A 23,382-nucleotide genomic window follows, 5' to 3' on the forward strand; every position below is an offset into this window, starting at 1 on the left:
CCAACCCCGTGTTCGGCGGGTTTAGGGGGAGGGGGCAGAGCAATGGACGGATCTCGACGAGGAGACACCATGGACGCAGCACGACGGCCGCACCGGCGGCCCGGGACGACGGCCGCGCTGGCCGCGCTGGCGGTGAGCGCGACGATCGGCGGGTCGGCGCTCGCGCTGCCCGCGACCGCCGCGGAGCAGGGCACGGTCGAGGCGGGGCGGGTCGCGGACTCCGCGGCCGGCCCGATCGACTACACGGTCTACCTGCCGCCCGGCTACGACGACGCCGCGCAGGAGTACCCGACGCTCTACCTCCTGCACGGCCGCGGCGACACGCAGGCCGCGTGGCAGCAGGTCACGGGCGACCTCGACGAGCTCATCGGGGCGGGCGACATCCAGCCGATGGTCGTCGTCATGCCCGACGCGCCGTGGAACGACCGCGGCTCCTGGTACACGGACTCGCTGTACACCGGGGACGCGACGGGCGCCGGTGCCGGCACCGCCGTCGAGACGGCGTTCACGCGCGACCTCGTCGCGCACGTCGACGCGACCTACCGCACGGTCGAGGACCGCGAGGCGCGCGCCGTCGGCGGCTACTCCATGGGGGGCGCGGGCGCGCTGCGGTTCACGCTCGCCCACCAGGACACGTTCTCCGCGGGCATCGTGCTGAGCCCCGCCGTGTACGTGCCGCAGCCGCCCGCGGACTCGTCGGCCCGCGACCACGGCGGCTACGGCGTCGGGACCGCGCCGTTCGACGCCGACCGGTACACCGCGCTGTCCTACCCGGCGGCGCTCGCGGCGCTCGACCCGGCGCTCCCGGTGCACCTGTTCGTCGCCGTCGGCGACGACGAGTGGGCCAACCCCGACCCCGCCGAGGCCACGCACGACATCGACTTCGAGTCCGCGCGCCTCTACAACCAGGCGCGCCGCGTCCCGGGCGTGACGGCCGAGCTGCGCGTGCTCGACGGCGGCCACGACTGGGACGTCTGGCGGCCCGCGTTCCGCGAGGGGGTCGTCGACGTCTCGGCGCGCCTGCGCACGACGCCCGCCGCGCCGTGGGACGCCGAGCTCCTCGGCTCCGCGGGCGACGACCGCGCGGGCGGGGTCGCGGCCCTGCCCGACGGCGGCACCACCGTCGCGCTGAACCTCGCCGGCGCGTGGGACGGGTACGAGCCCGCGGGCGGGCTCGACACGGTCGTCGTGCGACGTGACGCCGATGGCGCCGAGGTCTGGCGGCACGCGGTCGCGACGACTGCGGACGACCGCGCGTACGGCGTCGTGCCGGGCGCCGACGGCGGCGTGCTCGTCGCCGGGTACACGAAGGGCGACCTCGACGGCGCCCACGCGGGCACGACGCGCGACGACGGGTTCGTCGCGGCCGTCACCGCCGACGGCGAGCGGGCCTGGACGCTGCAGACCGGCGACCCCGGCGCGGCCGACCGCTTCTACGCCGTCGCACCCGACGGCGCGGGCGGCGCCTACGTCGCCGGGTACACGAGCGGCGCCGTCGGCGATGCGCCGAGCGCCGGGGACAAGGACGCGCTGGTCGGGCGGGTCTCCGCGGCGGGCGAGCTGCTGTGGCTGCGCCAGGTGGGCGGGCCCGGCGAGGACAAGGCGCTCGCGGTCGCGGCCTCGCCCGACGGCGCGGTGTACGTGGGCGGGGTGTCGGGCGGCGGGATGCCCGGGGCCGAGCGCGCGGGCGCGAACGACGGCTGGGTCGCGCGCTACGCCGCGGACGGCGAGCAGGAGTGGCTGCGCGCCGTCGCGACGAGCGAGAACGACCAGGTCAACGGTCTCGTGGCGCGCTCGGACGGGTCGGTCGTCGCGGTCGGGCACACGCGCGGGGCGCTCGGCGAGGACGGCAACCTCGGGGACAACGACGTCGTCGTGCGCGCCCTCGACGTCGCGGGCGAGGTCCTGTGGACGACGCAGGTCGGGACGTCGACCGACGACCGCGGCGTGACGGGCGTGCTCGGCGCCGACGACGCGGTGCTCGTCGTCGGCACGACGTACGGCGCCCTGGGCACGGCCGTCGGCGGGGTCGACGTCGTGACGTTCCCCGTCGCGGCCGACGGCACCCCGGGCGAGGCGACGCAGACCGGGTCGCGCGAGCGCGACGGCGCCGACGAGTGGGACGACGCGAACCTGTTCGCGGCCCCCGCACCCGCCGCGGACGGCCGCGACGGCGCCGCGCTGCTCACCGGGCTCACGTACGGCGCCCCCGCGGGCACGACGAACGCGGGCGCCGCCGACGTGTTCGTCGCCCGGACCCCGTGGGACGCCGTCGTGCCCGACGCCGGGGCCGCGACCCCGGCGCTCGACGTCACCGCCGAGGCACGGTGCCTCGCCGGCAAGGCCTACGTCGCGGTGCGCGCGACGAGCACCGGGGACGCGCCCGTCGACGTCGAGCTCGCGACGCCGTACGGCACGCACGTCGTCCCGGACGTCGCGCCGGGCGCGTCGGCCTACCGGTCGTTCGCCGTCCGCGCCACGACCGTCCCCGCGGGCGAGGCGACCGCGACCGCGGACGGCCGCACCGCCGTCGTCCCGTACGCCGCTCTCACCTGCCCCTGACCCCACCCCACCCCACCCTCCCCGCCCGCCGCCGCCCCCGCACGCAGTCGAGCACGGGGTCGGCGACCGTTTCCTCGGGATTTCGGTCGCTGACCCCGTGCTCGGCGGTGGTGGTGGGGGTGGGGAGGGGTCGGGTCAGCAGGTGAGGTGGTCGCCCGTCGTCGTTCCGACGATCTCGACGTAGTGGCGGAAGAGGCGGACGCGGTTGTTCATCTGGCGGGGGTTGCCGCCCTCGCACTCGAGCGGGCCGTTGATGGACCGGATGGTCTCGGCGAAGCCGTGCTCGCCGACGATCGCGTCGTGGCACGTCATCGAGGCCGTGCCGGGCTGGGTGTTCCAGTACCAGAGCGCGGTCTGCCACGCGACGGTCGGGTCCTGCTCGACGAGCCACGGGTCGGCGAGGAGGTCGATCCCCAGCGCCTCCCCGGCCGCCCGGTAGTTGAAGTTCCAGCTCAGCTGGAGCGGGCCGCGGCCGTAGTAGGCGTCCTGCCCGGCGGGGCACCCGTACGGCTGCGCCGGGTCGCAGTAGTGCGGGTAGTTCGCGGTGTTGACCTCGACGACGTGCTCCAGCCCGTGCGTCTCGTGGCTCACCTGCGCGAGGAACGCCGCGGCCTCGCGCCGGGCCACGCGGTCGCCGCCCGACGTCGCGAACGCGGGGTACGCGACCGTCGCCGCGACGAGCCCGGCGTACGTGTAGAACGGGTTCCGCTCCGGGAACATCGCGTCGAACTGCTGCTCGGTCACCACGAACGTCGTCGGTGCGGTGGTGGTCGTCGGGTCGGTCACGGGATCCCCCTCGTCGGCGGCGGCCGCGACGCCGCGGCCGCCGCCCACCCTACGGGATTGGTGAGGATCCCTGCGTAACCATGGGAGGTGTCACGGGACAAAGCCACCGGCCCCCACCGGAACGCCCACCACCCCGCCGAGCACGGGGACGGCGACCGGATCGGTGCGGATCTGGTCGCTATCCCCGTGGTCGGCGGGGTGGGGTGGGGTGGGGTGGCGGGCCAGGGGGTCAGCGGCAGGCCGTCTCCGGGTAGGCGGCGGTCGTCTCCGTCTGGACGGCCCGTCCCTCGACGTCCTTCGTCGCGACGAGCGTGATCTCGCCCGCGTCGAGCGTCTTGGCCTTCACCGCGAGCGTCTTCTCGGCCGACTCGCCGGCGGGGACCGCCGAGAACGTGTGCTCGCCCGCGGGGGTCTGCACGTGGACGTCGATCGGGACCGTGTCCTCGTTCGTCACGGACGCCGTCAGCCAGAGCTGCTTGCCCGCGGCCTTGCACGACGGCGTCGCGGTGCCGGAGAAGCGGACCGTCGTCGAGCCCGGCTCCGCGCCGACCGTGGCCGCCGTCGCGGACTGGTCGAACGACGCGTTGCCGAACGTCGTGAACCAGCCCTGGGCGGTCGCGAAGTCGTCGGTGAAGGCGCGCGAGAGGAGCAGCAGGAGCCGCGCCTTCACGGCCGTCAGGTCGCCGCCCGCGATGATGCCGTTGCCGCCCCCGTACGACGACCCCGACCCGGTGCGCGTCGTCGAGACGAACCAGACGCCCTTGTCGCGGACCGCGGCGGTGCGGGCCTGGCCCATGGCGGACGAGATGCCGCCGGCGCCCGTCCCCGCGGTGACGATGCCCTGCACGCCCGCGTTCGCGAACGCCGTCACGGCCTCGCCGCCGGCCTGCTGGTAGGACATGAGGATCTCGACCCGGGGGAGCGTCTTCGGGTCGACCTTCGCGAGGTCGAACGGCGTGAACCACTCCTCGGTGTCGCACGCGAGCACGCGCGCCGGGGCCCGGCCGAGCGTCACGTTGTCGCCGTCGATCCAGCCGAGCACGCCGTACTCGCGCGTCTGGAACGTGTCGGTGCGGTACGAGTTCGACTTCGTGACCTCGCGGGCCGCCTGGATCTCGTCGTTGAGCATGAGCACCGTGCCGAAGCAGAACGTCTGCTGGGACGCGGCGACCTTGATCGCGTTGTAGAGGTTCGCGGGCGCGTCCGTGCCGAACACGAGGCTCGAGTCCGGCCCGGCGCCCGACCCCCACGGGCGCATCGAGCCGGACGTGACGACGGGCTTGCGCGACCGCACGGTGAGGTCGAGCCAGTACGCGAACTCCTCCTGCGTGTCCGTGCCGGTCGTGACGACGACGGCGTCCGCCGTCTCGAGCTGCTTCTCCACCTCGAGCGTGAGCGCGTGGAACTGCTCCATCGAGTAGCCGGACGAGCCGGCGTTGCCGAACTGGACGGCGGTGACGTCGGCGACGGCGTCGAGCTCGGGCCGCAGCGTGTTCAGCATGTCCTCCATGCGGTACGTGCCGGCGCGGTAGCTCGTGAACGTGTCGCGGCCGGTCGCCTTGCCGGCCATCGTGCCGCCGGTCGCGACGACGACGACCTTCGGCTTCTCCGCCGCGGCGGTCGCCGTCGCGGTTGCGTACTGCGCGGACGTGATGCCGAGCGGGTTGGCCGGTGCGGTCCCGGCCGCGAGCACCGGTGCCGCGGCACCCTCGGCGCGCGCGGCGGCGGCCGACGCCCGGGAGTCGGCGACGGTGTACGCGACCGTCGCGGCGAGGGCGGCGCACGCGAGCACGAGCGCGACGACGGCCGCGACGGCGCGGCCGGACAGGGTCAGGGTGAACGTTCTCAACAGGGGGCCTTCCGTCGGGGGAACATCTGGCCCGCCCGACGCTAGGGACCCTGTGTTGCCTGGGGATTGCCTGGGCGTAAGAAGTACGGACGTGCCGGATCCCGGCGGAGCGGTTGACCGGCGGTCCCCGCGGGTCCAGCCTGGCGGGAGGGCCGGCGTCGGTCCGGCCCGGTCAGGAGCGGTCATGGACGATCGCGACGCCGCCCTCCTGCGGGCGCACGAGCACGCCGCCGCGTGGCTCGACTCCCTCGCGACGCGCCCGGTCCCGCCCCGGGCGGGCGTCGCGGACGTCGTCGCCGCGCTCGGCACCGACCTGCCCGACGGCCCGAGCCCGGCCGCCGACGTCGTCGACCTGCTCGCCACGGCGTGCGGACCGGGCCTCACCGCGATGCCGTCGGGCCGCTTCTACGGCATGGTCATCGGCGGCAGCCACCCGGCGGCGCTCGCGGCCGACTGGCTCACGAGCGCGTGGGACCAGAACTCCGCGCTGCGCGCCGTCACCCCGGCCCACACGGCCGTCGAGGACGTGACGAGCGCGTGGCTGCTCGAGCTGCTCGGCCTGCCCGCGTCGTGCGCGGTCGGGTTCGTCACCGGCGCCACGACCGCGAACTTCACGGCGCTCGCCGCCGCGCGCGGCGAGGTGCTGCGCCGCGTGGGGTGGGACGTGCGGCGCGACGGCCTCACGGGCGCGCCGCGCGTGCGCGTGCTCGTCGGGGCCGAGCGGCACGAGTCGGTCGACCTCGCGCTGTCCTACCTCGGGCTCGGGGCGCCCGAGGTCGTCGCCGCGGACGACCAGGGCCGGGTCTCGGTCGCCGCGCTCGAGGAGGCGCTGGCCGACCCCGCCTCTACCTCGGACGACCCGGCCTCTACCTCGGACGACCGGGGCTCTACCTCGGGGGACCGGGGCTCGACCTCGGCGCCCACGATCGTCGTGCTGCAGGCGGGCAACGTGCACGCCGGCGCGTTCGACCCGTTCGGCCCGGCGGTCGAGGCCGCGCACCGGCACGGCGCGTGGGTGCACGTCGACGGCGCGTTCGGGCTCTTCGCCGCCGCGTCGCCGTCGTACCGCCACCTCGTCGCGGGGTACGAGGGCGCGGACTCGTGGGCGACCGACGCGCACAAGACGCTCAACGTCCCGTACGACTGCGGCCTCGCGATCGTCGCGGACCCGGTGCCGCTGCGCGCCGCGATGGGCATGCACGGCGACTACCTCATCCAGAGCGCGGCGGGCGATCCCCTGGACAAGGTGCCCGAGCTCTCGCGGCGCGGTCGCGCGTTCCCCGTCTGGGCGGTGCTGCGGGCGCTCGGCCGCTCGGGCGTCGCCGACCTCGTGGACGGGTTCTGCCGCCACGCGGCGACCTTCGCCGACGCGGTGCGGGCGCTCGACGGCGAGGTGCTGCACGACGTCGTGTTCACCCAGGTGTGCGCGGCGTTCGGCGACGACGCGCGCACGCAGGACGTCGTGCGGCGCGTGCTCGACGACGGGACGGCGTGGATGTCCGGCTCGCGCTGGCACGACCGCGCCGTGCTGCGCGTCTCCGTGAGCTCCTGGGCGACGACGGACGCCGACGTCGCGGCGAGCGTCGACGCGCTCGGCCGGGCGGTCGCCGCGGCCCGCGCCTGACGACCGACCCGGGCGCCCGCACGACGGCCGGCTCGGGCGCCCGCACGACGGCCGGCTCGGGCGCCCGCACGACGGCCGGCTCGGGCGCCGTGGCGACGACCGGCTCGGGCGCCGTGGCGACGACCGGCCCCGGGCGACGACACGACGCTCGGGGCCGGTGGTGCGTCAGCGCCCGCGGTGCCGGCCGAGGTCGATGCGCACGAGGTGTCCGTCGGGCGGCGTCGTCTCGTCCGCCGGGAGGGCGTTCGTCGTCGCGAGGAGGCCCTTGCCGTCCCACTCCAGGCCCGCGGGGAGCGGGACCTCGACGAGGGTGCTGGGTCCGCGCTTGCCGACCTGCGAGATCTTGCCGCCGAACAGCTCGGCGACGTAGACCGTGCCGTCGCCGGACACGGCGAGGTTGGTCGCGCCGAGGAACCCGGAGGCGACCGGGCGCACCGAGCCGCGCCACGGGTCCACCGTGTAGACCGCCCCGCGCGCGCCGAGGCTCGCGTCCTCGGGCCCGCCGGGGAGCGTCGTCACGTAGAGCACGCCGCGCGGCCCCACCTCGACGTCCGTGGGGACGGGCTCGAACCAGTACGTCTGCCCGACGACGCACGCGGGCCACCCGAGGCCCGCTGCCGCCTCGGCGGTGACCACCGCGGGCTGCGCGGGCAGCACGGCCACCGTCCGGACCCGGCCGCGGTCGCTCACCGACAGGATCGCGTTGGCGCCCGCGTCCGCGACGTACGTGGTGCCGTGGGACGACGTCGTCGCGTACGGGTGGGAGTCCGCGATCCCCGTGTACCGGGGCGGGACGGGCGACGCGGGGACCTGGGCGACGCACGCCGGGTCGGTGTCGCGCAGGCCGTACGTCACGCCGCCGTCGGGGTTGTTCGCCTGCTCGTACGCGAAGGTGTCCGCGAGGACGACCGGCGCGCCCGTCGGGTTGCCCCGCCGGTCGGTGCGCAGCGTCGACACCTCCGACGCGACCGGTCCCTCCTCGCCGAGCTGCGTCTCGGTGAACGTGATCCGGCGGCCGTCGTAGGAGACGCCGCCCACCTCGCCGCCGTCGGGCGAGGCGTACAGGACGGTCGGGGTGCCGTCGCGGCCGACGGCCGTGAGCAGCCCGGGGAAGTTCTGGGTGACGTAGGTGGTGCCGCGCGGTCCGACCGCGAGGCTGAGCGGCGTGACGAGGCCGGTCGCGACGTCGGTCACGGTCGGCGGGCGCGGCGAGGGCTTGCCGCCGTGCGCGACGGCAGGCCCCGCGACGAGCACGAGGGCGGCCGTCGCGGCGGCGACGGCGGTGGGCAGGGCGGTGCGGAGTCTTCTCATGGGTGCTCCTGGTCCGGCGGTCCCGTGGGTGCGAGGGGAGCCGGCGCGCGCTGCTGTCGGCGCGGGCGTCGCCCCGGGGACGAGGGTGAGGTGGTCGTCGGGCCGGACGACGTGGCGCGCCGGGGGCGTGCCGTGCGACCGGCGAGGCGCCGGCCGGGAGTCTGCTGTGCGTCGGCGGTGAGCACAGACCTCCGAGTGTGCACCTGCGGGCGGCGCGGGTCCACCATCGTCGCCCCGGGCGACGAGCATCCGGGGCGACGGCGAGACCGGTGGGTCAGCCGCGGACGGCCAGGTCCACCCACACGAGCCGGTGGTCGCTGCTCGGGAACGGAAAGACGCCCGTGAGCCGCGAGAGCGGGTCCGCCTGGACCGGCCAGAACACGCCCGCGTCCCGGACCCGCAGGTCGCGCGACGGGAGCACGTAGTCCACGCGCAGGTTCCCGGGGGCGGTGTCGGCGAAGTCGGCGGTGTCGAGCGCCGGGTCGCCCCGGTGGGTCGCGTTCGCCCCGCCCTGGAGCGCGGCGGCCTCCACGGCACCGGCGGACCGGGGCACGGGGTCCTGGACGCGCCGGTGGTCCAGCAGCTGGTCGATCGCGGCGTCCACGGAGTCGCCGTCGAGCGGGTCGGCGTTCTGGTCGCCGAGGACGACGAAGCTCGCGCCCGGCCGGAGCCCGCCGCGTCGGCCCGCGTCGTCGTACACGTACCGCGACGCCGTGCCGGGCGTCACGTAGTCCGCCCAGAACCGGATCTCGTCGTGGTTGCGTCGGCCGTTGCGGTCCTCGGGGCCGTCGAACGTCGGGGGCGTGGGGTGCGACGCGAGGACGTGGACCGTCTCGCGGCCCACCCGGACCGGGACGTCCCAGTGCGACTTGCTCGACAGGCGCACGACCTCGAGCTCCTCGGGCGTGAACCAGTCCGCGGGCGCGGGCGTCGCGGGGTCGTCCGGGAGGAGCGCTCCCGGCATGTCCTTCCACAGGAAGTGCTGGAACGTGCGGACGCCGCGCGTGTCGATCGGGTACCGCGACAGCACGACCATGCCGTACTGCCCCCCGAACGCGCCGAAGCCGAACGCGTCGTCCCCGCCGCCGACCACGCCGTCGTCGTTCAGGTCGAACCCGCTGGGCACGCCCGTGTTCGACGGCGCGACGTAGGCGTGGCGGTACTCGATCGGCTCGGCGCCGCCCTGCGGGACCTCGAGGTAGTTCTCGCGGAACAGGTCGACGGCGCGCTCGTCGGGCACGTAGTCGAACTCGTTGAGCAGAACGACGTCGGGCCGCGTGCGCTGGAGCACCTCGGCGATCGTCGCGGCCTGCGGGTCGTCGGGGTTCGAGAGGTCGGCCTCGAGCTCGCCCGCGGCGGCGCGGTTGAGGCTCGCGTTGTACGTCGCGACGCGGAGCGTCACGCGGTCGTGGCCGTGACCGTGGCGGTCGCCGTGCGCGACGGCGGGCGCGGCGACGGCGCCCGCGGACGCCACGGCGAGGGCCGCCGCGGCCGCGAGGGCGGGGACGAGCGCGGGACGCGCCGGGCGTGGTCGGGTGCGGGGCGCGGTCGGGGTGGACGGTCTCGTGGACACGGTGGCTCCTCGTCGTCGGGGACGGTGGTCGTCGAGAGGTTCCCCGCCACCGTACGCACGGGTGCCCACGCCCGGAAGGTCAGGAAGGTGTCGCGCGGGCGAACACCCAGGGTCGCGGGCGGGGTGCCGATGTGGGTGCCCGGTGGGACCGTGAGACATGGACACCTCGCCGTCCCGACCCGTCCGCACCTACCCGCACGGCGTGCCCTGCTGGGTGGACACCGAGCAGCCCGACGTCGACGCCGCCCTCGCGTTCTACGGCGCCCTCTTCGGGTGGGAGTTCGAGGACCGGCTCCCGCCCGGCGCGGGGGAGCGGTACGTCGTCGCGTCGCTCGACGGGCAGGACGTCGCGGCCGTCGCGACGGGCCGGGGCGAGCCCGGCTGGATCACCTACGTCGCGGTCGACGACGTGGACGCCTCCGCGCGCGGCGTCCCGGACCTCGGGGGCGAGGTCCTCGACGGCCCGACGACGGTCGGCCCGCCGGGGCGCATGGCGACCGTCCGCGACCCGCAGGGCGCGACGTTCCGGCTGTGGCAGCCGGGCACGCGGCTCGGTGCGCAGCGCGCCAACGAGCCGGGCACGTGGAACTTCAGCGTGCTGCGCACGCCCGACGTCGCGCGGGCCCTGCACTTCTACGGTCCGCTGCTCGGCTGGGAGGTGAGCCCGGACCTCGGAGCCGGGATGGCGCGCGTCGAGGGCTACGGCGACCACCTCGCGCGGACCGTCAACCCGGAGATCGACGCGAACCAGGCGGGCGCGCCACCCGGCTTCCGGGACGTCGTGGCGGGCGTCCTGGAGGAGCCCGGACCCGCGCGCCACACCGTGACGTTCGCCGTCGCGGACCGGGACGCCGCGGCGGCGGCGGCCGAGCGGGCCGGTGCGGTGGTGCTGTCCTCGGCCGACACGGGGTGGACGCGCGAGGCCGAGATCCGTGACCCGCAGGGCGCGGTGCTCACGCTCTCGCAGTTCACGCCGCCCGAGGGCTTCTGACGGGACGGTGCCCGCCGGGTCGCGGCGCGTGCGGCATCATGACGCCGTGAACGTCGTCACGCGCAGCCCGCACGCCCAGGTCGTCGACCGTCTCCGCGCCGCGGACCTCGAGTACGGGCGCGTCGGCCCGACGGACGAGCGCGGCTGGACCTTCGCCGAGGTCGACACCGAGAACGGCACGGCGACCGACGCGGCGGACGCCCCGACGTCGGCCGCGGAGGCCCTCGCGCAGGTCGACGCGCTCGTGCCGGTCCCGTGGGTCGTGCAGCTCGACGCGGGCTCGGACCTCCTGCCCGAGGGCGTGAGCGCGATCCTCGCCGCCCGCACCGACGCCGTCGCGCCGCCGGTCGTCGTCACGTGGGCCCCTGCGCAGCCCGGCTCGAGCACCGACCACACGATGCGCCTCGACGGCGACCCGGGCGCCGTGCTCGCGGCCGTCGGCGCGCTCGTCGGGCTGCGGGACGCGACGACCGCCGCGGACCGCCTGCGCGCGCTCGAGCACCCCGACGACCTTCTCGAGGCGTTCACCGCGGTCGCCGACCTGCCCGCGACGGACTCGGCGGCGCCCGACGCCGTCGTGCAGCTCGTCCGTGCGGACGCCGCGTTCGTCCGCGCCGCCGTGCGTCGGGTGGGCACGGCGTGGGTGCGCGCGACCGACGAGCGCACGGTCGTGTGGACGGCCGCGCGCCCGGAGGCGCCGACGCCGGGCGCGTCGGACGACGAGGCGCAGGAGGCGTTCCGCTCGGCCCTCTCGGGCGAGTTCCGCGCGCGGTCCACGATCGAGCGCGGCCTGCGCGCCGGGGAGGTCGTCGTCAGCCTGGAACGGACCGGCGGCGGCGTCGCCTGGACGCTCAGCACGCCGGGGCGCCCGTGGGTCTTCGGGAGCTGGAACGACACCTGGACGGACCTCTCGACGTCCGGCACCGAGGGCGCGTACGAGGCCCTGGTCGAGGCGTTCGGCGCGCCGCGCGACCCGGGCCGGCTGCGCGCGCTGCTCGCCGCGTCGACCTGGCCCGGCGACCCCGTCGCCGAGCTCGCCTACCTCCTCGGGCTGCCCGCCGCGCTCGTCGAGGCCGTCGAGGACCCGGCGCGGTTCCGGCACGGCGCCGAGCGCGTCCAGCCCCTCGGCCCGACGGCGCCGCTCACCGCGGCCGAGAAGGCCGCCCTCGTCGCCCGGGCGCCCCGGCGCGGCGCGGGGAGCGCGGCGTGGGACGTCGTCCTGCTGGTGCTGGGCCTCGCGCTGCTCGGCCTGGGGGCGGCGATCCTCGCGACGGACGGCGCCGTCGTCGGGTCGGACGGGCCGCCCGGGTGGGACGTCGTCCCGTGGGTCCTGGGTGGCGCCCTGGTCCTCACCGGCTGGGCGCGGATCGGGTCCGCCCGCGGGGAGCGGCGGCGCTTCCTCGCCGACGCGTGAGCGACCCGTCCCCGGTCGGCTCCGACCGGGGACGGGTCGCGCGGCCGCTCCGTGGAGCCGCCCCGCGCGTGACGACCCGTCAGCGGCCGTCGAGGTGGTCGACCTCCGCGAGCAGGCGCTCGCGCGTCGCCGTGTCGCGCACGAACTTCTCCACGACCTTCCGCACCGACGCCCACCGCCCGGCCTCGACCGCGTCGAGCGCCTTCGTCAGCTGCCCGGGCGGGAGGTCGAGCGCCGCGAGGCGCGAGCGCAGGCCCTCCGGCGTGACGGTCACGACGACGGTCCGTTCCGCCGTCGCCTCGCCGCCGGCGCCCCGGGCGGTCGCCGTCACCGTGTGCTCGCCGAGCGCGAGGTCCGCGGCCGGGACGGTCGCGCCGTTGTCCACGGGCTCGCCGTCGAGCGTCACGACGACCTCGTCCGCGTCGGTCGTGCTCGCCGCGACGACGAGCGTGCCGCCCCGCTCGACCTCGGTGCCCTCCGCGGGGCTGACGATCGTGACCGTCGGCGCGCCGGGCGCGGGCGCCTCCTGCTCGCGTGCCTGCTTCCACCCGACGAACGCCCCCGCGCGGTCGGTGATGACGCCGTCGACCCCGATCTCGGTGAGCCGCGCCCAGTCGGCGGCGGAGTTCACCGTGTACGGCATGACGGCGACGCCCGCCGCGTTGAGGTCGGCGACGACGCCCGGTCGCGCGAGCAGCGCGCTCGCCGACGGGTTGTACATGACCGCCCCGAGGTCCTGCGCCACGGCGACCGGGTCGGCGTCGAGCGCGCCGCGGAGCAGCCCGCGCGGGATCTGCGGGGCGTGCTCGCGCGCGGCGCGCAGCGCGTCGACGTCGAACGACTGGAGCACCACGCGGTCCTCGAGCCCGGCCTCGACGACCATGTCGACGACCCGCTCGACCTCCGCGGACGTCTCGGGCCCCTTGATCTCCAGGAGCAGGGTCGACGAGCCGGTCTCCAGCAGGTCGAGCAGCTGCGCGAACGACGGCAGCCGCTGCCCGGCGAACGCGGGGGAGAACCAGGACCCGGCGTCGAGCGCGGTGACCTGCTCGCCTGCCAGGACGGCCACGTCGCCCGTGCCGTCGGTCGTGCGGTCGACCGTCTGGTCGTGCAGCACGACGGGGACGCCGTCGGCCGTGGTGTGCACGTCGACCTCGACGTACTCGGCCCCCGTGCGCATTCCGGCCGCGACGGCCGCGAGCGTGTTCTCGGGCGCCACGGACGAGTAGCCGCGGTGCGCGACGGTGACGGGCAGCTCGCCGTCGCCGCCCACGTAGGACGCGGGCTCGATCTCCGTGACGGTCACGTCGTCGACGCTCACGGTCGCCCCGGCGGTGACGAAGCCGAGCGCGCCGTCCCGCGACCGGTCGATCCGCCCCTCCAGCACGGTCCGCCCGTCGAGCGCGTACGTGACGGCCGCGCCCTGCACCTCGACGGACAGGTGCACGTCGCGCCCGGTCGCGGCGTCGGTCGACGCGGAGCCGGTGTACGGGACGTTCCACGCGTCCGCGGCGGTGCGCTGGGCGATCTCGACGCCGTTGGACGCGGTCGTCGTGCTGCGCAGCACGGCCTGCCACCACGGGGTCGTGCCGTCGGGCGCGACGTCGAGGATCGCGCCCGCCCAGCGCGACGCGTTGTCGACGCTCTCGAACCGGAGCGTCGCGTCGAGCCGGTAGTTCTCGGCGGAGCGGCCGAACACGATCCGCGCGGGCGACGAGCCGTCGGGCGCGTCGCCGACGAGGCGGCCGTCACGCACCCGCCAGTCGCCGAGCACGGGCGTCCAGCCCTCGGGGAGGTCGTCGCCGTCGAACGACTCGGCGAGCAGCACGTCGCCGGGTGCGGCGGCGGCCGGGGCCGCGAACGGCACGGTCGCGGTCGTGGCGGTGGCGGCGACGAGGGTCGTCGCGAGCAGGGTCCCCGCCAGTGCGGCGGCGGTACCGCGCACGGCGCGGCGTCGGGTGGTCGTCATCGGGTCCTCCGAGCATCGGGTCGGTTGCCCCGGCGACCTTAGGAACGCGGCGTTGCGCTCCGGTGGACGCCGGGCGACGCCCCGGGGACGGTCAGGTGTCGGGACGCCGCCGCCCCCACGGCATCCCCTCGAGCCTCACCCGCCCGGCTCCGTCCCGCCCGTCAGGAGCCGCGCGACGTCGGCCCCTGCCGCCCGCCGTCGACCACGGGGTTGATCCCGCCGAGCACGGGGTTGGCAACCGGATCTCGCCGGAGAGCGACCACAACCCCGTGTTCGGCGGAGGGCGGCCGGGGGAGGGGGAGGGGGTCAGGCGGGGAGGAGGGGGGTGGTGCGCGCCGGGGCGGGGCGGGCGGCGACGTGGCCGTGGCCGGCGACGTCGACCCCGGCCGCGAGGAGGCGGGGGACGCCGTCGGTCATCTCGACGGTCGAGACGGACGCGTTGGGCAGCGCGACGAGGCCGGAGGGCGAGAGCGTCGCGAGCCAGGCGCCGAGCGTCAGGCCGTGCCCGACGACGAGCACGTGCCGGTCGCGCGTCGCGCCCGGGCGGGACGCGTCGTCGTGCGCGGCCACGACGCGCGTGAACACGGCGCGCACGCGCGCCATGAAGTCCCGGCCCGGCTCCCCGCCGCCGACGCCCGGGTGGGTGCCCGCGAGCATGCGCGGCACGAGCTCGGCCCACGGCTCGACGGCGTCGAGGTGCGACTCCGGCCGCCGCTCGTAGGAGCCGAAGGACAGCTCGCGCAGGTCGGGGTCGACCGTGAGCGGGAGGTCGGGGTGGTGCCGCAGGATCTCCATCGCGGTGAGTACCGCGCGGCCCTGCGGCGAGGAGTAGGCGGCCGCGAAGTCGTGCCGCGCGAGGTGCTGCGCCGTGACGCGCACGCCCGCGCGTCCGGTGCGGGTGAGGGGGGAGTCGCACGCCCCCTGCAGGTGGCGTCGTGCGTTGAGGTAGGTCTGCCCGTGGCGTACGAGCGTGATCGTCAGGGTCATCGTCGCTGTGCCCTCTCCGGTTCGTCCCGGTCTGCTGGTCACGGCCGACGCTAGGGGGCCCGGGTGTCGGGACGACGACCGCCGGGTGACGCCGGGGTGGCGGGTGCCGGAACGCCGTCCCTCAGGTGCGCGCGGTGACCTCGTCGCGGTGCCGGGCGTCGTCGGGCGCGGGGGCGTCGTCGGCGGCGTGCGGCCCCGCCTGCTCGGCGTCGGGCGCCTCCGCGTGCTCGGGCGCGGGCTCCCCGGGCGCGGACCCCTCGGGCGTGACCGGCGCGGGCCACGGCTCGTCCGCGGTGGCCGCCTCCGCGAGCGGTCGTGCGCCCGCGTGCCGGTGCACGACCACCGCGAGCGGCGCCACGAGGACCCCGCACACCATCCCCCAGGCGAGGCCCGACTCGAGCACGGGCAGGGTGCGGCCGGCGTCGGGCAGCACGCCGCCCGCGGCGAGCGTGGAGGCGACGACGGGCACGGCCGCTGCGAGGGCCGCGCCCCCGGCGCACGCGAGCCACACCGCGAGCAGCAGCGCCGCGCGGCCCTCGACGGGTGGCAGCCGCCGCGCGGCGAGCGCCGTGAGCAGGCCGACCGCGAGCCCGACGCCGACGGGCAGCAGCAGGTGCACGGGGTCGGCGAGGAGCGCCGCGCGGTCGACGGAGATCCGGGCGGAGGGCAGCAGCACGACGTCGCGGGCGACACCCCACGGGGACTGCGGGTCCGCCGCGCCGGGGAGCGTCGTGCGCCCGACGCCCGCGGCCGCCCACAGCACGCCCGTCGCGGTGCTGGCGGCGAGCGCGGCGGGCCACGCGCGGACCCGGGTCGGCGTCCGGGTGTGGCGCGTGCCGGCGGGGTCGTCGTGCCGGTCGGTGAGGGCGCGCGCGACGGCGACCGTCACGGCCACGAGCGGCCCGTTGACGAACCCCCACCAGCCGCCGAGCGCGGTCGCGACGAACCGGGCGACGGTGTCCGCGCGCCAGGCCAGCGTGACGCCCGCGAACCACGCCGCCGTCGCGGCGAGCGCGGAGGCGAGCACGGCCGCGCCCCACACGGCGAGGAACGCCGCCCCGCGGCCCTCGCCCGCGGGCATGCGCCGCAGCACGAGGTGCGTGCCGAGCGCGACGAGCCCGCCCGCGAGCGCGGCCGCGAGCACGGTGCTGCCCGAGACCTGCTGACCGCCCGTGACGACGCCGGTCGGGTGGGGCAGGACCGTCCGCACGAGCCCGGCGGGCAGGGTGTGCCCCGCCCCGGCGAGCCAGTCCGCGGCACGGCCGGTGACGACCCAGAGCACCGCGGTGAGCGTCCCCGCGGCGACGACGGCGGGCACGGTCCTCGATGACGGCATCCTGCGAGGGTAGTGGCAACGCAGGGCCGCCAGGACCGCTCAGTTCCGGTCCCGGGCGTCGTCTCTACGCACGGGACCTGCCGCGGGACGCGGCGGGACGACGACACGGAGGACGCCATGAGCGAGACCACGACCCGCACCACGAGCCACACCCTGGACGTGCCGGGAGCCGTCCTGGCCTACGACGTCCGGACCCCCGCGACGACGAGCGACCTGCCGCCGCTCGTCGTCATGGGCTCGCCGATGGCGGCGTCCGGGTTCGGGCAGCTCGTGGACCTCCTCGACGACCGGGTGGTCGTCACGTACGACCCGCGCGGCACCGAGCGCAGCACGCTCGCCGCCGACGGCGAGGTGTCGGTCGAGCGGCACGCGGACGACCTGCACGAGGTCGTGACCGCGCTCGGGCTCGGCCCGGTGGACGTGTTCGGGTCGAGCGGGGGCGGCGTCGTCGGGCTCTCGTGGATCGAGCGGCACCCGGAGGACGTGCGGACGTTCGTCGCGCACGAGCCGCCGATCACGCCGCTACTGGAGGACGCCGAGACCGCGACGGCGGTGCAGGCGGACGTCGTGGAGACGTACCGCCGCGAGGGCTTCGGGCCCGCGATGGCGAAGTTCGTCGCGCTCGTCAGCCACGTGGGGCCGCTGCCCGCGGACTACCTCGACCGCCCGGCGCCCGACCCGGCGATGTTCGGCTTCCCGACGGAGGACGACGGGTCGCGCGACGACCTGCTCCTCGGCCGGAACCTGGCCACCATGCCGTCGTGGGCGCCCGACGGCGACGCCCTGCGCGCGGCGGCGACCCGCATCGTCCCCGCCGTGAGCGCCCAGGGCGAGGGCACGCTCGCGTGGCGCGGCGGTGCCGCCCTCGCCGCCCTCCTGGGCGCCGAGCCGGTGACGTTCCCGGGCGACCACGGCGGCTTCATGGTCAACGAGTGGTCGCCCGCGAACGACCCGGCCGCGTTCGCGACGACCCTGCGCGAGGCGCTCGCGGGCTGACGGCGCGTCCCGGACGCGCCCCCGCGTCTCAGCGGAGGGCGGCGAGGGCGAGGCAGCCCAGGCCGAGGACGACGTCGAAGTACAGGCACGCCTCCGCCATCGGCCGGGGGACGACCTCGCCGCGCCGGTGGTGGACGACGTCCCACGCGGCGTGGCCGGCCAGGGTCAGCCCTGCCAGGACGAGACCGATGCCCGGGTCGACGGCGAGCGCCACCACAGCGACGGACCCGTAGCCGAGAAGTGCGGCAGCCTGGGGGAGCGTCGGTCGTGCCGCGCCGCGCGCGACGCCGATCCCGAGCAGCACGAGCGCGGTGAGCCCGATGCCGGCCCACCAGGGGATGCCCGCCACCTCGCTCGCGACCACGACGAGCGAGGCGCCGAGGATGCTCACCCAGGCGACCCAGGGGCGTCCGAGCGCTGCTGCGGCCACGTAGCAGAGCGCGGCCGCGCTCACACCGATCGCCAGGGTGGTGCGGTCGGCCACGCCGATCGCGAGCAGAAGGACGGCGACGCCGAGGCCGAGCGCGGCGGGCCAGCGGGCCACGACGGCCCGGGCGGTGCTCGTCCCGGTGCTCGTCCCGGTGCTCGTCCCCCGCGCTGTTCCGGAGCGCGGTCCGGTGGTCTGCCGGGCGGTGCGTGGAGTGCTCATGACGTCCTCGTCTCTCGTGCGGGTCGCGGTCGGGCGACCGCTCTCCTGGGAGGACCAGCCTCACTCTGGGTCGCGGTACTCCCCGGGGGTATCGTGGACGGTGTCCGGATCTGTGGACCGGACGTCGGGAACCCGGGGGTGACGGCTCATGGCGGAGCGGTTGGTGGCGGTCGTCGGCTACGCCGGCGCGGAGCTCCTGGACATCGCGTGCGTGACCTCGACGCTCGTCCTCGCGAACCGTGTGGGCGCCGCGCCGCCCTACCGGGTGGTGCTGCTGACCCCGGGCGGGCGACCCGTCGCGTGCGACTCGGGCCTCACGCTCGCGAGCCACGGCTCCCTCCAGCGGTGGGTCGAGCCGGTCGACACGGTCGTCGTGACCGGAGGGCTCGGCCACGAGGAGGCCGGTGCCGACCCTCTCGTCGTCGCGCACGTGCGCCGGGTGGCCGCCCTGAGCCGCAGGGTCGCGTCGGTCTGCACGGGCGCGACCGTCCTCGCGGCGACGGGTCTCCTCGACGGGCGTCGGGCCACCACGCACTGGCGCTACGCCGACCGGCTCGCGCAGGAGTACCCCGCTGTCCGCGTCGACCCGGCGCCCATCTACGTGCGCGACGACAACGTCTACACGTCGGCGGGCGTGACGAGCGCGCTCGACCTCACGCTCGCGCTGGTCGAGGAGGACAACGGTCCGGAGCTCGCCCGCAGGGTGGCCCGCGCGCTCGTGACGTACCTCCAGCGTCCGGGGAACCAGGCCCAGATGAGCGTCTTCACGGCGGCCCCTCAGGTGCGGGACGCATGCGTCCGGGCCGTGGTCGACCTCGTCGCCGCGCGGCTCGACGGAAATCTCTCGCTCCCCGCCCTCGCCGCCCACGCCGGCGTGAGCCAGCGCCAGCTCACGCGCCTTTTCGTCCGGCACCTCGGCCGCACGCCGGCGCGGTACGTCCGGCGAGCCCGGACCGAGGCGGCGGCCCACCTGCTCGCGTCGACCGACCGCCCGGTCACCACCGTCGCCCGCGAGTGCGGGCTGAGGTCCGCGGAGGCGCTGCGGCAGGCGTTCGCCGCGGAGTACGGCCTCGCGCCCTCGCAGTACCGGGCCGCGCACCGGCGTGCCGAGCGCCTCGACCCGCCTGGCGGGACCGGTCCGGGTGCCGCCGGGTTCCGCGGCGCGCGCGGCGAGCAGGAGCGGCTGCCGACGTAGCGGACCTCCGCGTACGGCCCACCGGGCCCGCCGCGGGTACGTCCACCTACGAGGCGGCGAAGAGCGGCGCGCGGCCGGGCGGCTGCGCGGGCGGCGGGTCCTGGATCCCGGCGAGCAGCGGCCGCTCGAGGACCGCGTGCTCGGGCGTGAGCTCGAACGGCTCGTCGCCGTGCACGACCCGCAGCCGCTCGCCGGACTCGAGGCGGTACGTGACGCCGTCGGGCCGAACCTCGACGCGCGCCCGGGCGTCGCCGTGGTGGACGGCGAGCGCGAGCCGCGTGAGCCGGGACGGGAGCCGGGGGGCGAGGCGGAGCCCGTCGTCGTCGTGCCGCAGCCCCACGATGCCCGTGACGACGGCGGTCCAGGCGCCCGCGAGCGACGCGACGTGCAGCCCGCCGTCGGTCGACGCGCGCAGGTCGCACAGGTCGAGGAGCGCGCACTCGCGCGCGTAGTCGTACGCGAGCTCGACGTACCCGATCTCCGCGGCGACGACCGCCTGCACGGGTGCGGACAGGGACGAGTCGCGGACGGTGAGCGGCTCGTAGTAGTCGAAGTCGCGGCGGCGCTGCTCGGGCGTGAACTCCTCGGGTGCGGCGTGCAGGGCGAGCACGAGGTCGGCCTGCTTGACGACCTGCCGCCGGTACAGCTCGACGTAATGCACGTGGTCGTCGAGCGGGAACCGCGCGGTGCCGCGCGACTCGAAGTCCCAGTGGGCGTGGCGCGTGAAGTCCTGCGACTGCTCCGTCACGCCGAGCTCCGCGTTGTACGGGACGACCATCCGGTCGGCCGCGCGCCGCCACCCCGCGCGCTCGTCGGCGGTGACGTCCAGCCGCGCCGCCTGCTCCGGGAACCGCTCGCACAGCTCGTCCGCCGCGCGCAGGTTCTTGCGCGCCATGAGGTTCGTGTACGTGTTGTTGTCGACGACGGCGGTGTACTCGTCGGGCCCGGTCACGCCGTCGATGCGGAAGCCGTCGGCGGTGTGGTGGCCGCGCCCGGCCCACAGCCGCGCGGTCTGCACCACGAGGTCGACGGCGACGTCCCGGGCGAGCTCGTCGTCGTGCGTGGCGGCGACGTGCCGGACGGCGGCGAGCGCGACGGCCGAGGCGACGTGGAACGCGGCGGTGCCCGCGGGCCAGTAGCCCGACGACTCGCGACCGCTGATGGTGCGCCACGGGAACGCGGCCCCGGGCAGGCCCAGCTCGGCGGCCCGCTCGCACGCGTGGGGGAGGGTGGCGTGCCGCCAGCGCAGGTGCGCGGCCGCGGCGTCGGGCAGCACGTGGTCCAGGACGGGGAGCACGAAGGTGTCCGAGTCCCAGAACGCGTGGCCCGCGTAACCGGTGCCCGTGAGGCCCTTGGCGCGCACGCCCACGCCCTCGACGCGCGCCGACGCCTGGACCACCTGGAACAGGGCGTGCCGCAGCGCCTGCTGCATCTCGTCGTCCCCGTCGAGCTCGACGTCGCCCCGCTCCCAGACCGCCGCGAGGGCGTCGGCCTGCTCGCGCTCGAGCGCGTCCCAGCCCGCGTCGACGGCCGCGGCGAGCACGGAGTGCGCGTGCGCGGGGAGCGCGTCCGCGTCGGCGCCGCCCGCGTAGGCGGCGAGGACGACGACCTCCAGCCACTCGTCGGTGCGCAGGTCGACGGTGAGGACCGCGGCGCCGCCGCGGTGGTGCCAGCGTGGGCGGACGCCGTCCGCCGCGTCGACGAGGTGCGCGGTCTCGACGGCGACGCCGCGCTCCGAGCGCACGGTGCGCTGCCGCACGGACGACCCCTCGGCGTCGTGCCGGCACGAGACGGTGACCAGCCCGGGCGCCTCGCGGCCGGGGTCCTGCCCGCCGTGGGCGCAGCCGGGCACCGGGCGCAGGGTGACGGTGACGTCGTCGTGCGCGTGCACGCGCCAGCGCGACGCGACGACCTCGCGCCGGGTGAGCGGGACGAGCCGCTCGTTGTGCAGGGTGACGCTCCCGCCCGACGGCGCGGTCCAGCGCAGCTCGCGCCGCAGCACGCCGCGGCGCAGGTCGAGCACCCGCTCGTGCGCCTCGACCGTCCCGTCGGGACCGGCGGGGTCGTCGGTCCGGACGTCGACCGGCTCGCCGTCGACGGACCAGCCGACCCGCCACGCGTCGACGACCGGCACGAGGCGCTCCTCGACCTCGGGGTAGGCGTACGCGCGTTCCGCGTAGGTCTGCTCGAACTCCTCGTGCACGGAGGCGACGAGGGTCGAGGGGTCGTCGTCGGGGTCCGCCTCGTCGAGCGTGCCGCGGACGCCGACGTACCCGTTGGCGAGGGACAGGAGGGACGCGGCCGTGGCCGGGTCGTCGACGTCGAGGGCCGACTCCCGGACGGACCACGCGGGGAGGTCGCGAGTCACGCGGTCACTCCACCACGACCGGCCGACGCACACCCGTCCGGGGCGGGTCGGAGGCCCGTCGAGAGCCGCTCCGGGGACAAGTGTCGATCGGCCGGGGACTTTTGCTTGTTGTCGACACAACTTTCGCCTACCTGTTGACATCCATGCATTGACTGCGGTGTCATGAACCTCGTTGCCCCTGGAACCCACCAGGGGGCCGGACGTCGGCGCAGGGGAGCCCGTCGTCCGGACCGACAGCCGAGCGGTACGCACCGACGCGCACCCCGGCGGGGGCCATGGCGGCCCCGGACCTCGCCCCACGGCCGGTCTCCCACCGACCCGGGTCGAGCCCCGCACGACCGAGCACCCTCTCGACCCTCTGCGACCGCGGGACACCCCCGCACCACCCAGTCCTGCTGCTCAGAGTCCCCCCGCACCACCTCGGGGAACCTCCGCGCGCCCGAGCGCGCCGGCACGCGGGGCGGCGACCGCCGTCCCGCCGGTCCGGCGCGCCACGGACCGCCCGGACGACCCCGTACGCCCGGAAGGAGTCCCCCATGCCCGACCCGACGACCGAGACGGCGCCGAGGCCGCTCTCGAGGCGGGCCCTGCTCGCCGGGGCCGGCGTCGTCGCTGCCAGCCCCGCCGCCGCGCTCCTGCTCGGAGCCGGCGGCAGCGTCGCCGCGGCGCCCCCCGCCGCCGCCGCGACGACCGTCACCGCAGCCACCGGCGTCCGCAAGATCACCATGTACGCCGAGCGCATCTCCGACACCCTCGTCGGCTACGGGCTCGAGCGCGGCAAGGCGACCGTCCCCGGGCCCATCCTCGAGATGTGGGAGGGCGAGACCCTCGAGATCACGCTCGTCAACACGACGGACAAGCGCCTGTCGATCCACCCGCACGGCGTCAACTACGACGTCAACAGCGACGGCAGCACGTTCAACAACTCGTTCAACGAGCCGGGCGAGACGCGGACGTACACGTGGTCGACGGTCAAGATGGCGCGCGACCGCGGCATCTGGATGCCCGGCAGCGCGGGCTACTGGCACTACCACGACCACGCGTGGGGCGAGCACGGCACGCAGGGACTCGCGGCGGGCCTCTACGGCGCGCTCGTCGTGCGCCGGGTCGGCGACGTGCTGCCGCAGAAGCAGTTCACGATGGTCTTCAACGACATGACCATCAACAACAAGGTCGCGCCGGACACGCCGATGTTCGAGGCGAAGCTCGGCGAGCGCGTCGAGTTCATCTGCATCGGCCACGGCAACCAGCTCCACACCTTCCACCTCCACGCGCACCGCTGGGCGAACAACCGCACCGGCCTGCTCGCGGACCAGTACGACCCGAGCCAGGTCGTCGACAACCGGGACCTCAACCCGGGCGACGCGTTCGGGTTCCAGGTCGTCGCCGGGCTCGGCGTCGGCGCGGGTGCGTGGATGTACCACTGCCACGTCCAGTTCCACTCCGACGGCGGCATGGCGGGGATCTTCCTCGTGCGCAACGCCGACGGGTCGATGCCGCCGGGCGCGCAGGAGTCGATCGACCGGTTCCAGGGGCACGGCAGCCACACCATGTCGGCCCCGTCCGGGGCCGCGCCGTCCGGCGCCGCCGCGACGACGAGCGCCCCGGCCACGGCCCCCGGCGGTCCGGCCGCCGGTGGCTCCGGTCCGGCCGTCGTCGACCTCACGGGCCACGCCGGCCACTGACCGCGTGGCGGTGAGGCGGGACGGGCCGCCGGCCCGTCCCGCACCAGCAGGACCGCTCCCGGTCCGTCCGGGGGCGTCGCACCGATG

General features: G+C 76.4%; 16 protein-coding genes. 7 read left to right on the forward strand and 9 right to left on the reverse strand.

Annotation, left to right across the window (positions count from 1 at the left end):
- Positions 1–69 precede the first annotated feature (69 nt).
- A complete protein-coding gene (locus AC3WT4_RS01095) occupies positions 70–2,562 on the forward strand; it encodes an alpha/beta hydrolase-fold protein (protein WP_492314461.1) in 2,493 nt (830 codons plus the stop codon).
- A 135-nt stretch (positions 2,563–2,697) separates the two neighbouring features.
- On the opposite strand, the gene AC3WT4_RS01100 is transcribed toward AC3WT4_RS01095, so the two are convergent.
- Entirely contained in the window at positions 2,698–3,348 is a 651-nt protein-coding gene (locus AC3WT4_RS01100) for a chitinase (RefSeq protein WP_232322685.1), read from the reverse strand.
- 229 nt (positions 3,349–3,577) lie between these two features.
- On the reverse strand, positions 3,578–5,197 hold the full coding sequence (locus AC3WT4_RS01105) for an asparaginase (protein WP_492314462.1): 1,620 nt from the start codon (positions 5,195–5,197) through the stop codon (positions 3,578–3,580).
- Between the two features lie 184 nt (positions 5,198–5,381).
- Here AC3WT4_RS01105 and AC3WT4_RS01110 point away from each other — a divergent pair, with 184 nt between their 5' ends.
- Complete coding sequence (locus AC3WT4_RS01110) at positions 5,382–6,821, forward strand: pyridoxal phosphate-dependent decarboxylase family protein (RefSeq protein WP_492314463.1); 1,440 nt, start codon at positions 5,382–5,384, stop codon at positions 6,819–6,821.
- Between the two features lie 165 nt (positions 6,822–6,986).
- Here AC3WT4_RS01110 and AC3WT4_RS01115 read toward each other — a convergent pair whose 3' ends face one another.
- Entirely contained in the window at positions 6,987–8,132 is a 1,146-nt protein-coding gene (locus AC3WT4_RS01115; protein ID WP_492314464.1) for a ScyD/ScyE family protein, read from the reverse strand.
- Positions 8,133–8,406: 274 nt separating this feature from the next.
- Entirely contained in the window at positions 8,407–9,705 is a 1,299-nt protein-coding gene (locus AC3WT4_RS01120; RefSeq protein ID WP_492314465.1) for an endonuclease/exonuclease/phosphatase family protein, read from the reverse strand.
- A gap of 157 nt (positions 9,706–9,862) precedes the next feature.
- Here AC3WT4_RS01120 and AC3WT4_RS01125 point away from each other — a divergent pair, with 157 nt between their 5' ends.
- Both AC3WT4_RS01125 and AC3WT4_RS01130 read left to right on the forward strand, forming a co-directional pair.
- On the forward strand, positions 9,863–10,696 hold the full coding sequence (locus AC3WT4_RS01125) for a VOC family protein (protein WP_492314466.1): 834 nt from the start codon (positions 9,863–9,865) through the stop codon (positions 10,694–10,696).
- 46 nt (positions 10,697–10,742) lie between these two features.
- Positions 10,743–12,110, forward strand: coding sequence for a hypothetical protein (locus AC3WT4_RS01130; protein WP_492314467.1), 1,368 nt, complete (start codon positions 10,743–10,745; stop codon positions 12,108–12,110).
- Between the two features lie 79 nt (positions 12,111–12,189).
- Here the strand turns inward: AC3WT4_RS01130 and AC3WT4_RS01135 are convergent, their stop codons facing one another.
- From AC3WT4_RS01135 to AC3WT4_RS01145, 3 genes are all read right to left on the reverse strand, one after another.
- Positions 12,190–14,079, reverse strand: a complete 1,890-nt coding sequence (locus AC3WT4_RS01135; RefSeq protein ID WP_492314468.1) for a glycerophosphodiester phosphodiesterase family protein — start codon at positions 14,077–14,079, stop codon at positions 12,190–12,192.
- A 306-nt stretch (positions 14,080–14,385) separates the two neighbouring features.
- Positions 14,386–15,066 carry a histidine phosphatase family protein gene (locus tag AC3WT4_RS01140; RefSeq protein ID WP_492314469.1) on the reverse strand — a complete coding sequence of 227 codons (681 nt, stop codon included), beginning with the start codon at positions 15,064–15,066 and terminating at the stop codon, positions 14,386–14,388.
- Positions 15,067–15,187: 121 nt separating this feature from the next.
- On the reverse strand, positions 15,188–16,402 hold the full coding sequence (locus tag AC3WT4_RS01145) for a hypothetical protein (protein ID WP_492314470.1): 1,215 nt from the start codon (positions 16,400–16,402) through the stop codon (positions 15,188–15,190).
- Positions 16,403–16,519: 117 nt separating this feature from the next.
- Here AC3WT4_RS01145 and AC3WT4_RS01150 point away from each other — a divergent pair, with 117 nt between their 5' ends.
- Positions 16,520–17,398, forward strand: coding sequence for an alpha/beta hydrolase (locus AC3WT4_RS01150; protein WP_108047142.1), 879 nt, complete (start codon positions 16,520–16,522; stop codon positions 17,396–17,398).
- Positions 17,399–17,426: 28 nt separating this feature from the next.
- Here AC3WT4_RS01150 and AC3WT4_RS01155 read toward each other — a convergent pair whose 3' ends face one another.
- Positions 17,427–18,047, reverse strand: coding sequence for a hypothetical protein (locus tag AC3WT4_RS01155; RefSeq protein ID WP_492314471.1), 621 nt, complete (start codon positions 18,045–18,047; stop codon positions 17,427–17,429).
- A 148-nt stretch (positions 18,048–18,195) separates the two neighbouring features.
- On the opposite strand from AC3WT4_RS01155, the gene AC3WT4_RS01160 reads away from it, so the two are divergent.
- Entirely contained in the window at positions 18,196–19,242 is a 1,047-nt protein-coding gene (locus AC3WT4_RS01160) for a GlxA family transcriptional regulator (RefSeq protein ID WP_492314472.1), read from the forward strand.
- A 46-nt stretch (positions 19,243–19,288) separates the two neighbouring features.
- Here the strand turns inward: AC3WT4_RS01160 and AC3WT4_RS01165 are convergent, their stop codons facing one another.
- Complete coding sequence (locus AC3WT4_RS01165; protein ID WP_492314473.1) at positions 19,289–21,610, reverse strand: glycoside hydrolase family 65 protein; 2,322 nt, start codon at positions 21,608–21,610, stop codon at positions 19,289–19,291.
- A gap of 536 nt (positions 21,611–22,146) precedes the next feature.
- Between AC3WT4_RS01165 and AC3WT4_RS01170 the strand changes: the two genes are divergently transcribed.
- Complete coding sequence (locus tag AC3WT4_RS01170; protein ID WP_083384644.1) at positions 22,147–23,295, forward strand: multicopper oxidase domain-containing protein; 1,149 nt, start codon at positions 22,147–22,149, stop codon at positions 23,293–23,295.
- Positions 23,296–23,382 lie beyond the last annotated feature (87 nt).

Source organism: Cellulosimicrobium sp. EB106-03-01-XG111 (assembly GCF_058792115.1).